At 33.7% G+C, this 12,186-nt stretch carries 7 protein-coding genes and 2 tRNA genes; all 9 read right to left on the bottom strand.

What is annotated here, in order from left to right:
• Positions 1-189 precede the first annotated feature (189 nt).
• The gene (locus BBI01_RS07390; RefSeq protein WP_083190031.1) at positions 190-1,563 is read right to left on the bottom strand and encodes a site-specific integrase; all 1,374 of its coding nucleotides are present in this window, start codon (positions 1,561-1,563) and stop codon (positions 190-192) included.
• A gap of 272 nt (positions 1,564-1,835) precedes the next feature.
• Positions 1,836-1,920: transfer RNA gene (locus tag BBI01_RS07385), tRNA-Ser, on the bottom strand.
• Between the two features lie 375 nt (positions 1,921-2,295).
• Positions 2,296-6,513 (bottom strand): hypothetical protein, encoded by a 4,218-nt coding sequence (locus tag BBI01_RS07380; RefSeq protein ID WP_065394027.1) that lies wholly within the window; start codon positions 6,511-6,513, stop codon positions 2,296-2,298.
• Positions 6,513-7,532, bottom strand: a complete 1,020-nt coding sequence (locus BBI01_RS07375; protein ID WP_065394026.1) for a hypothetical protein — start codon at positions 7,530-7,532, stop codon at positions 6,513-6,515. The genes BBI01_RS07380 and BBI01_RS07375 overlap by 1 nt, the downstream gene beginning before the upstream one ends.
• A gap of 13 nt (positions 7,533-7,545) precedes the next feature.
• Positions 7,546-8,385 (bottom strand): hypothetical protein, encoded by an 840-nt coding sequence (locus BBI01_RS07370; protein ID WP_065394025.1) that lies wholly within the window; start codon positions 8,383-8,385, stop codon positions 7,546-7,548.
• A gap of 1,073 nt (positions 8,386-9,458) precedes the next feature.
• The gene (locus BBI01_RS07365; protein WP_065394024.1) at positions 9,459-10,277 is read right to left on the bottom strand and encodes a GLPGLI family protein; all 819 of its coding nucleotides are present in this window, start codon (positions 10,275-10,277) and stop codon (positions 9,459-9,461) included.
• Positions 10,278-10,492: 215 nt separating this feature from the next.
• Positions 10,493-11,317 carry a GLPGLI family protein gene (locus BBI01_RS07360; protein WP_065394023.1) on the bottom strand — a complete coding sequence of 275 codons (825 nt, stop codon included), beginning with the start codon at positions 11,315-11,317 and terminating at the stop codon, positions 10,493-10,495.
• A gap of 124 nt (positions 11,318-11,441) precedes the next feature.
• Positions 11,442-11,696 carry a hypothetical protein gene (locus BBI01_RS07355; protein WP_065394022.1) on the bottom strand — a complete coding sequence of 85 codons (255 nt, stop codon included), beginning with the start codon at positions 11,694-11,696 and terminating at the stop codon, positions 11,442-11,444.
• Between the two features lie 363 nt (positions 11,697-12,059).
• Positions 12,060-12,144 (bottom strand) — tRNA-Ser (locus BBI01_RS07350).
• Positions 12,145-12,186 lie beyond the last annotated feature (42 nt).

Below are 12,186 nucleotides of genomic sequence, written 5' to 3'. Positions count from 1 at the left end.
ATGACACTTTCCCACATAAGGACATTGACCTGTTATCATAAATATTTAAAGCAGTTACAGGAATTGGGGTATATCAGATATACACCTTCCTACCATCCGGGTTATCGTAGTACAGTCGAGATATTACGCAGGCAAAAAGAATAACTTATGAAAATAAGCCTCAATATGTATATATTAAGGCTTATTTTGTTATAAGATCATTGCTTTTGCACGGTCAAGCATATCTTCAAAGGCAGCAAACCTATTATTGTAATTTGCATCAGCTTTGGAATTCTTTAAAACATCAAATTCTTTTTCCAACCTTTCCAAAAATTGCAGCAGACCAGCATTAAAAGCGTCATTCTTAGTCGTGAGTTTTGCTTCAAGCTCCTTCATTTCCCTTCCGATGGATTGTTGCTCTGTAATCGCATATTCCTCTGTCTGTGATACGGAATGATGCCCAAGCATTTCTTTGACGATATGGATCGGCACCCCATTGTTAAGGGTGATGGTACTGGCGAAAGTCCGTCTTGCCTTATGGGTATTAAGTTTTGTATTTACTTCGCAGAGATCTGCAATCTCTTTCAGGTACTCGTTCATTTTCTGATTTGAACGGACGGGAAGAACCGTTCCTCTCTTTATGCACAAAGGATGATGTTTATATTTATCCATAATTTCGAGTGCTTTAGGCAAAAGGGGGATGTCCGTGTCCGATTTTGATTTCTGTCTGTTTGACATGATCCAGAGACTACCATCATCAGCTTCTTTGATGTCACTCCATTTCAGCTGGTATGCGTCAATATAAGAGAGCCCGGTGTAGCACTGAAAGACAAAAACGTCACGGATCACACTAAGGCGTTCGGAACTAAAAGCCTTATCTTCAATTCTTTTAAGTTCGGATTTTGTAAGGGGTTTCTTTTTTATCTTGGTTTTCTTGCTGACAAAAAGCTTGAAAGGATCTTTGGAAATGATCTCCTTGGCAACTGCTCTCAAAACGATTTTTTTGAGATTGCTGATATACTTCAGGGAAGTATTATTGGAGCATTTTCGAACGGTTTTAAGATACATATCATAATCCTTTACGAACTCAAAGTTCAGGGCACTGAATTCAAGATCATCCTTGCCATATTTATATTGGATAAACTCCTGTACATGCGAACGAGCGGTAACATAGCGGTTATGGGTACCTTTGGAGTATTCTTTTGTAGGGATCAGTGCCTCTATTTCATCGTTATGCTCCTGAAACTCTTCAAGCACCTTATTGCGGTGTCTGTATTTTCCGTTTACAAAATTGATTAGGTCCACAGCAGAAATAGGGATGCCATTATTTAATAATTCTGTCTTGTGGTTATTGATCTTGGTGGTCAGTGATTCCAGAAAGAAATTCAGGGATTTGGCATCTTCTTTTGTTCCTGTCGCTTTACCTTCCTTTTGGTCCCATCTGTTTACCTCCCATTTTCTCTTTGTGGAGGTTTCTTTTGGTATGCCATCTACCGTAATCCGTAGATAAACATGGCGGATCGACTTGTCCTTTACTTTTGAGCTCTTTAGGAAGAAGGTGAGCCCATAACTTTGTTCTAACATAATTCAACATTTTAAGGGTTATAAATGTCAAACTAAAAGTGCTTTGAATCAAGATGTTTAGATTTTCTACGCGTTTACTTTCAAATAGTTACGTGTTATTCTGTGGCAATTTTTCGGATTTTTGAATATTGCCACGAATCTGCCACAAACTTTATGAGTTTTTTTGAAAATTATGACAGTTGCCATAAACAAAAAAAATCCTGCAAATCGTTGATTTTGCAGGATTTAAATATTTTTTGATGCTTTTTGAAAACTTTTGTTTTCGCATGTTGCGGAGAGTGAGGGATTCGAACCCCCGGACCTGTTACAGTCAACAGTTTTCAAGACTGCCGCAATCGACCACTCTGCCAACTCTCCTTAAACTCCGATTGTATCGTTGTTTTCAGTGGTGCAAATATAGAGCGATTTTTAATTTCTGCCAAACTTTTCAAGCTATTTTATAAATTTTAAAGCCAATTAATTGTCTCACAAAAAAATAAATTTTCAAAAAGTCTAAAAAACAATTAAAATTTGAGAACAAATAGTCGTATTTCCCGGATCCAGAAATAAAAAACAGAGAAATTATTCATTCGGAAGGAAGTTTATTTTTAGAAAAGAATACAGAATAAAAGAAAGCATCATTGTAGTCAATGATGCTTTCTAAGCTTTCGAAAGTAAAAAATGTGAACTATTTATGTATTAAAAAAATCCATAAATTTTATATTTCACAGCTTTGAATATATATTCTTCTGTTTATATATGCATTGGATTTTCTGCATATTTATAAACAGTCTTTCCATCCCAAGCAAATAATTGGATAGCACTATATGGAGGTATTCTATATTCGAACTTTGCACTTTCTATTCTAAATGATTGTTGTTCTTTATAATGTGTATTTAATACCAGTATTCGTTGACCCTCAAAACATTCTTTTAATACAAAAAGTTGATTTGGATTATCACATCTAATGACCAACATTCTACTATCAGACTCATAATCATAAACGTATTGTTCTTGCCTAATCATTCTATGAGACAGCCTCATTCTATTCTTTTCATGGGTAATCTCATCTTCAAGAGTAGCTAATTCTCCATTCGGAATAAATAAAGTATTAGGGTCTTCATTTGCTGATTTAAAGTTTGATTCAGCTTTCACTGAGCCTAAAACATTTACAGAACCTAAAACATTCAGTTTATGAGCATCATCAGCTTTTATCCCTATACCAATATTATGACTTACTCTATGGAAATTAATACCTTCCCATTTTTCATAAGTACTTGAATACTTATAGTATTCGCCTTCTATACCAGCTAAAGAAAATCCGTCATTTACATTATACAAACCAGAGACTAATAATCCATTATAATAATCTACAACAGCTAATCCGCTCCCTGTATATTGACTAAATTCTTTGTTTAACGATAGGGCATTATTCCATTGGTTGATATTGTTTTGGGTAAAATCTAAATCACTCCAAACAGTTCTCCAATCTCCCCAATCTTGTCCGGCATTGAAATTGCTCCCTCTGAATTTCATACCATTCCCCCCTCTTTCAATGGTTAGCTGTTGCCTTCCATCAGATGAATTTAAGTTTAAGGTAGTGGTATAATTAAATTTTGAAGATGGTGCCTCCTGCCTGTAAATTCCGGATTCGGACACTTCATTTAAATCATCAACAAACTTTAAGTCTTTAAACTTATTGTTCCAATTACCGATCATAGCTGGGGTAAGATTACCGGCATCCCAAATTACATTCCCTTGAAATGTTGGTCTTGATCTTACATGGTCAACAGCACCATAATTGTTAATCGTCATAGCAATCTGAGGACCTGCTGAAAACAAACTGGTAGTTGCAAAAGCCATAGATGTACCATTCTCATCATTACTTCTTACATATATACCAGCCTGCGCTCCACTATTAGAGAAAAACCCAATAGATCCTGTATATTGATTATCAGGGTTTGAACCACTTTTAGTTTCTACCAGGAAAGAATAATCAGTTGATATACTTGTATTTCCCCAACCTGCACCTGTATTTCTTGCTCTATCTTTAATAATCTTAAGACCAGTAATATCTTGCTGCTTATCAATATTAACATAACCACCATTAGCATGATTCCCCCATTGATATGCCTGATTCCATTGTTGAGCATTACCATAATTTTGTGTGGTAATATTACTATCTGTATGTATTCTTACCTTTTCTTTATATGTTGCTCCTCCATCAGTAGAAAATTCAAAATTGTATCCTCTTGAATCGTCTGTTCCACCTCTCATATTACCTACTTTCCAGGAAGTGTTGTACCAATTAAGAGTATGACCTGCCACTATTTCATCAACATTCTGAACAGAGACATAAGTTTTAACAGAGTTCATCTCATTACCTGTGGATACAATTCTACCAACTGTCTGTAATTTTTCACTGTGATAATCCATTTGATTATGACCAATAACTACATTACCTCCACTTGGCTGTAAAAGCAAATCGTAAGCATGAGGAGTACCATCAAATCTTTGCTGTTGTATATAACCTTTTCCTGAACTTAATACTCCCATACCCATTCCGTAAGTTTCATCAATTGACGAAACTTTAGATGGTATATTATCCTTTTGTCCTATTACTGGCAAACCACCATAGTTTGTATTTACAGTCAGTCCTTGCGAGAAATACTTTTTAGCACCAATAGTCTGCTCAGTATCTAAATCAACATAATTTCCTAGCGCGGAAGATGACACAAAATCCGAAGCCAATCTATGACCACCACCTCCGGTTAAAAGATAGCTGTCACTAGAACCGATTTTATTAAATCCTTTTGATGAAACCTGACCAGCATCTGTGAATTGTACACTGTTATTAAAATCCCAGTCTTCTGCATTCTTTGTAACAGATGGTACAAATACTAATCCGTTGTTGGTAGGCTTTTGAATTGCCCAGGATTTATAAGCACCGTTTTTGAATTTAAAAGGTATTCTGTTATAATAGGATTTGGCTGCAGATATAATTTCATCTGTATTTCTTGTCTGGTACTCTCCAGGTTTGAAATTGGCACTATCCCAAGCTATTCTCCAATCAGCCCAAGCTCCATTATGCCCACTTCTATAAGCCAATTCTGCAGCAGTAGCAGTACGGTCATTATATTTTACCTGTATTTGTGCTGTAGTATCCTGAGCTCCCATATGTAATAAAGGACTATATAGATAAGAAGCTCCTCCTGAGCTTTTGTCTGACCTATAGATTCCTGAGGTGGAAAAACCTCCAAGATCATTAATATTATCTCTAAACTGTACTGGTCTTGGAATATAGTTATCTTGCAACCAGCTTCTTGTAGCCACTACATCAGAAGGTAAAACAATGATATTGGTATTATATTGATCAAAGTTCGATTCTATTGCATGAGACCACCCTATATTCCAATCTAAATTATAGTATCCATATTTAGTTTCTACTTTCGCTACTTCAAATGAAAGATATCCTTTCCAGAGTGTATCTGCTTCTCCTAATAGGATACTCACATATCCATCACTTCCTATTCCAACCCTTGCTGTAGTTGTAGGAAAATTATCTGTTACTTCCCATATAGCTCTTGAGCCATTAGTTATTATAGTTCCTGATACATATTTATAAAAAGCTACATTTACCTTTCCTAAGTATTGACTTTCATATCCATAAATATTAATATCAATATTAAACATCGCTTGTTCTGACGAAGCTTGTGGCATTTTGATAGCTAAAATACCGGTATGTCCTCCATCTCCATAGTAGCCTTGATATACTTTATTAAATATTTTCACCTCGTTCTGGAGCTTACCAATAGATCCTCCGTTCTCAAATTCCAAATCTTTTGTCCCAAGATTAACATCCTTTGTTGCTCCGTTATAAGGGATAAAGTTTTGTGATTGATCATAAATCTGAGCGGTAACCCAATCTCTGTATGCAAATTGTTTCCAGTCTCTGAATTTTCCTCCTGAAACATTTCTTACAAAAGAACCCTCATTACCATTAAACCCAAGCTGAACTCCATACCCTCCAGGATGCGATGCAATACTTACAATAGAATTTGCATTATCCGTCATCGAAAACATATGAGTAGAGTCATTATCTATTTTTTGGCTGAATTTTAATTTATTTTCTTCAAATAATGAATCTGCATCTACGGTGCCAACCTCAGGACTTTGTAAAGACTGATGGCTGTGATTAGTTTGTGAGTAGCTAGCAGGATTAAAATTACCGGTATGATAGACTTCATTAAAAGAAGAATCATCATTTCCATGATTACCTCTAAATAACAACTGAGATTTGGAGATAAGCAACTGAGATTTATGTGCCTGGTTATTTCCACCTACAGACAGATAATTACCTACCCATGAATTGATCCCTCCGGCTCCGGTTACAGCTCCATTTATCCAACCAAATTTATTTTCTTTAGCATATAAATCTGTTGGATTTTGATCATTAGTGATTAGATTAACAGAATCAATGTTTCCAGTATGTAATAGTTCTGACCATTCTCTTACCCCATTGATGCCTTCTTTAGTTCTGAACCAAAGCCTTGGATCAGTTCCGTCATGTCCGTTATTATAATATAAGTCTAAGTTGTTGGTATCCTGCCAATACCCTTTAAATTTGATATATCCTCCATAAGAAGCGCCATCTGGTCTGTCTGCTCCACCCCAGCCACTGGTATTATAAGATGAAACGAAACCTCCATTTGGCAATTCGGCATCTAACGTGGTTGCTACACTTCCGATTGAACGGGAAAAGATATTATTATTGCTGAAAAAATTTTCGTTGGAACCTGTTACCAAATTCAGATCTGCAATAATCTCTGAATTTGTTCTTTGCGATATTTTTTTTGTTATGGGGTTCCATACCAAAACAAAGCCCTTATCATTTGAAACTGTCTTTACAATAATCTCACCTTCTACAGCGATATGATTATTAAAATATTCGGGCGCTATTAGTGATGCCATTAGTCAAGTCTTGCGGTTAAGGTAATTCTATATTCATTCAGGGTAAGCGGTGCTAAAACATCTATCTGTACTTTATCTTTAGCTACAGGCATACAGCTTACATTTATTTTTCTGTTATCAGCAATACGATAGCAGATATAATCAATATTCTGGGTGTTCCAATCGTGAGTAATGGTAAAACTTGTAGAGAGACCATCTCCAATTTCTAATGTTTTGGATCTAATTTTTGCATCCAAAGCAGCTTTTGTAGAGCTTGGTGTCATTGCTTTAGTGGTATCAACTCCCGCAATGGCTTCATCATTTGTAGCCAATTGAATAATTCCTTTTACTGCTTCTGTAGCATCTACAATGTCAGGAATTCCTTTTTCTATAATCTGATAATTTTTAGGTATGTTGGAAGCATTATCGGTATTGGCAATAAGATGATCACCGGCAGAAACCGGCTCGTTACCTACCCATCCATTGGATGTAATCACCCACACCATCCCTGTTTTGATGCCAGCTGATGTAACTGGCGTAGGAGCTGTCATTGAACCTTTAGTTCCGGTAGGAATATAACCGCCCGGCTGATAGATCAATGCACCTGTAAGGCTTTGCCCTACAAGGTTTTCAATATAAGTTTTAATCTTATTGGATGACCAGGTATAGGTACCGGATTGTGTTGCATCATTCAGGAAAATAGAGACTATATCTGCATTGGTAAGATTCCTTCCTGCTACTTTAATAACATGCCCTGAACTATTGGTCAGAAGCTGACTTAACAATAGAAGTCCGCTTGTCTGATCTGTCTGAAACGGATTATTAGTAAGTGGATAATCAGGATGTACATAATTTTGAGCCAAATTAATCCACTGGGTTCCGTTCCACTGATGCAACTCGTTTCTATAATCAATGATCCAACCCGGAAGTGCTTTATCCGTATTGGGAAGTGTATCAAAATATTGAAAACGGGTGTGCTGCAACTCCCCAAAAAAATTATCCTGATGTGCGTTATTACTTATTATTGCGTTATTATTCATAGTTTTTGTTTTTTTATGGTTTAACTTTTAAAATGAGAATATTAATAGGATTAACAATTTCGCCAAACATCCTAATCTCTATGATTTGGTTGGTTGCATAGTCATCGACATTTATTTTTTTGCCTGTAACACTATCCCGAGCCTGAATGATCACATTTTCAGTTTCAAAAGGATTAGGAAATGTTGTACTTTTTGTGACCTGCACCACTGCACTTGTAGGAGTTTGTGATATCAGTAAGATCTTATCATAAATTTGCTTATTAAATTCCTGCTGATTTTTCGGGCTTCCCAGCCAATTGTAGTCAAGTATCAGCTTTACTTTGTCTTCTCTTGACTCTCCGGAAATCGCTTTTAAAGCCTCAATATCATTACGATTGTTTTTAATAAAGTTGACAATTTCCTGAAGTTCATCTAACGACAAATCATTTGATGATAGTAGCTTTTTAATCTTTTCTATCTCTGATGACAAGCCTTTATCTGCATCTTTCAACTCATTAACAAAGCTGTCTACCTGTATCTTAGTATATACATTCCCGGGTTGTCCAGAACTGTCGATTGTAGCAACATTGCTAATTCCAAGTTTACTTTTCCAGTTATCAACATGAGTTGCAGTGAGGTTACTGGCATTCAGTAAAGCTAAATATCCGGAATGAGCCGCCGGATCCTTTAAATGCTTTTTAAAATCTTCTGCACTGGCAAATAAGTGAGAAAGATCCTCAAATCCTTCAATATTTTTTATGGGAATAATGTCATCTTTATGATAAAAAGATAAAAACGTGGCTTTAAACTGCGCTTCTGTTGGAAAATCTCCAGTCTCAAACCAACTTAAAATTGTATTTAATGGTGTATTCATTTGATTATTAATAATTAGTTTTGATAAAATTGATATTCGGGGAAGGTTTATGAGCTTATCATCTTACAATGGAATTATATATTTTTTGAGCCTTTTTGATGTCACCTTCCTTTTATCATACTATGAACTAAGTGAATTACTTACCGGATGATTACCTAAGAAAATCATGGATTGTATACTATTTTGGAATAGAGTTTCATATCAACAACATTTACCAATATTTTGGTTCATATAAATTGATAGAACACCCCAGAGTTTTATAAGATCACATAATTTTGTTTTTATCATTTGGTTTTCGTGATCAAATTTTGCCATTTACAGCCTTTCTTTTCAAAGTGAGATACATTTCCATCACCTTCCCCGTTCCAGCCATCGCTTCAGCTTGCTGCTTTTTTATAGCTCAAATTTCATCTTTCTTAAGCTCTTACAAAAGTTTATTGCCCTATCTATTCTGTAGTTGCAGTAACCTTTATGCTTCTTAATTCAGATGATATTACTTTGTAATTTCAAGGTTCAAAATTCTATTTTTTTCAGTTCCTGTGAAAGTTTTTCGCCTCCTCTATTCTGTAGTTGCAGTAAGTCTATAGTTTATAAAAAAATATAAAAAGAATATATCAGTACGTTAAAAGCCGACCAGCTGATTCAGTAATATACGAAAGGCGTAAGCAGCTTATGAAAGTTAGAATCATTGTTTCAATCTAGTAAAAAGCAAGAAGGGATTATCAGAATTAATAATCTTATCGAAGAATAAATTATAATATTCTAAACTATGAAATAAGTATAACTGAGCAATTTTTTATAAATCGAAAGACAGATAGATTATATACCATGCTTTAAAAAAGAGAATTTCCCTCTAAAAATAGAGGGAATTTCATTTCTATGTGCAATAACACACATTCTTTACTTTAACATTACTAATTTAAATACCAATACTTTACATTTTTAAAAAAAATATTTTATACACTTTTTAAACCATTTTTGAATATTTAGAATATACACTTCGGTTATATAAAAGGTTTAGTTATATTCCAACTAAAATACGTTCAAATTAAGCAAAGAAAATACGTTTTTCATTACTCTAGCTCAATAGGATTGTGTCCTTTTTTCTCTGCTTCACTTATTTTTGGTCTGGACTGGTCTTGTGAAAAGACAGTACCCATACTTTCTAGCTCACGTTTAGCATTTGCTCTAAAATTTGCTCTTGCTTCTGATAATTCTTTTTGTGTAACTAACTTAGCTCCTTGGTATCGTGCTTTTTTTACTGTAATAGTTTGACCTTTTAATTTAGAACTAGATACTGCTTTTACTAATTCATAATCATAATCTCCAGTTTTATCAGTTATTTTTACAATTAATCCAGGGAGACCACTGAATTTGTATGGACCATAAGGAAAAGGAATTTCGGTTGAATACCAAGCTGTCCAGTCTCTACCTTTATAATTTACTTCTGCTTTTTTACAGCTAATAGAGTTAATTACTTTTGTTTCATTAATTAGCTTCCAATTACGAATTATTGGACTATTATATGACAATAGTGTCATCCCTACTGATTCATAAAATTCTGAATTTTCATTTGTTTGAATAATTAAAAAGTTAGACCTCGATGCAGGAATACCACTTAAATCAATAACATTATTTTTTTTATTATATGCTGCTGAAAAAGCAGAATCAAATTTCAGTTTATTTTCACTACTGAAAAAAGAACGTTTATCGGTTATTTGTAATGAATATAGTTCTTTTATAAAGTAATCTCGATTTAGGGTATTTGGCTTGTACTGAAGCAAGTAAGTAAACTCACCCCTTAACGAATCACTCATAGCTGTCTGAGAAAACGAAATAGAGAAAATGAAAAAAAATATAATTGTTAAAGTTTGTTTTTCTATAAAATTCATAATTTGTCATTTACAAGAAACATTCAAAAAAACGTTGTATACACTCTCTTTTAATTGTAGTTAAACAATTAACTTTTCAAAAGTAAAAACAAATTATTTTTTGAACGATTCCTGTTTTTAGATTAATCTAATTAAGCAGGTTTTATTCTTTATACCCAATGTAGTTAAGGAGTATATGTACTGTCATACATACAGTATTAAATAATGCATTTTCATTATTCTAATTCAATAGGGTTATAACCTTTTTTATCAGTTTCACTTATTTTTTGTCTGTTTTGCCCCTCTGAAAACACAGTACCCATTTTTTCTAATTCATATTTAATATTGTCTCTGTAATTTTTGGTTGCTTGAGTTAATTCTTTTTTTGTGACTAACTTAGCATTTTGATAGTGTCTTGCATTTACTGTTATTATTTTTCCTTTCAACTTATCACTTGATACCGATTTTACAAGTTCAAAATCATAATCACCAGTCTTATCTGTTATTTTAACAATTAAGCCTGGAAGACCACTAAATTTGTATGGTCCATAAGGAAAAGGAATTTCCATTGAATACCAAGCTGTCCAATCTCTGCCTTTATAATGAACCTCTGCCTTTTTACAAGAAATAGAGTTAATTACTTTAGTTTCATCAATCAATTTCCAATCACGAATTACAGGAGTATTATAAGATAGAAGAGCTGTTCCCACTGACTCGTAAAATTCAGAATTATCATTTGTTTGGATAATTAAAAACTTAAATTTTGATGAAGGTAACCCTCTCATATCAATATTAAAATTACTCCTATTTTTATTATACTGCTCCATAAAAAGAGAGTCAAATTTCAACCTGTTTTCACTAATAAAAAAAGCACGTTTATCACTTATTTGCATTGTAAAAAGTTCTTTGTAAACGTTATCTCGATTTAGAGTATTAGGTTTGTATTGAAGTAAATAGGTAAATTCTCCCCTTAAAGCATAGCTAGTAATTGTTTGAGAAAACAAAAAAGAGAAAAAAAATAAAAATAAAATTGTTAAAGTTTGTTTCTTTGTGAAATTCATTGCTGTTTTTTGTAAAATAATAAATCGTTCAAACAAGATTTATTATTTGAACGATTTTTTTGATTAATAATCAAGACTTCTTTCCTATTGAGCTCAAAGAAATGATTAAATTATGACTCAGAAATTATAGTTGACAATAATTATCTTGAATTTTTTCTGCCCACTCTATCCATTGACCAGCACTCCAATCCTGACAAGTATAAGCAGATGTACAGCTTGCCTGAAATGTCCCACATTGCATTTGAAGTTTTTTCTTAGCTTTTTTAGTGCTCTTAGCAACCGTAACTTCTTTTGTTTTAGAATTTACTTTCTCCACGTTTCCTTTTGCACTTGCAAAACCTGCTATACCGATCATAGCAATAAATAATAGTTTTTTCATGATTGTAATAAATTTTAAAATCACACATCAAATATATGAATATAAGCTAATAAAAAAAGGAATATTTTATTATGTTAAACAACTGATAATAAGATACTTACATCAACATAATTACTATGGAATATTTGTACTTAAAATTGATTTTAGTAATAGATAAATCAAATAGAAATGATTGGACTCTATTATCAAGAATATAAAAACTTTAATATTTGAACCAACTTTTTGTATGTAATTTGACCACCCATAGGAACATTCTCCCTTTATTTTAGGTTTGTTACTACGTATGTAGGAAAAATGTGGGGAAGAAAACTTTAATAAAAAACAAAACCCACTGACTATCAGTAGGTTTATATTTAACTATTGCGGAGAGTGAGGGATTCGAACCCCCGGACCTGTTACAGTCAACAGTTTTCAAGACTGCCGCAATCGACCACTCTGCCAACTCTCCTGAAGTGCGACTATACCGTCGTTTTCAGTGGTGCAAATATAG

Source organism: Chryseobacterium artocarpi, assembly GCF_001684975.1.
Classification (GTDB): Bacteria; Bacteroidota; Bacteroidia; order Flavobacteriales; family Weeksellaceae; genus Chryseobacterium; species Chryseobacterium artocarpi.
This window is presented reverse-complemented; position numbering and strand designations above follow the sequence as displayed.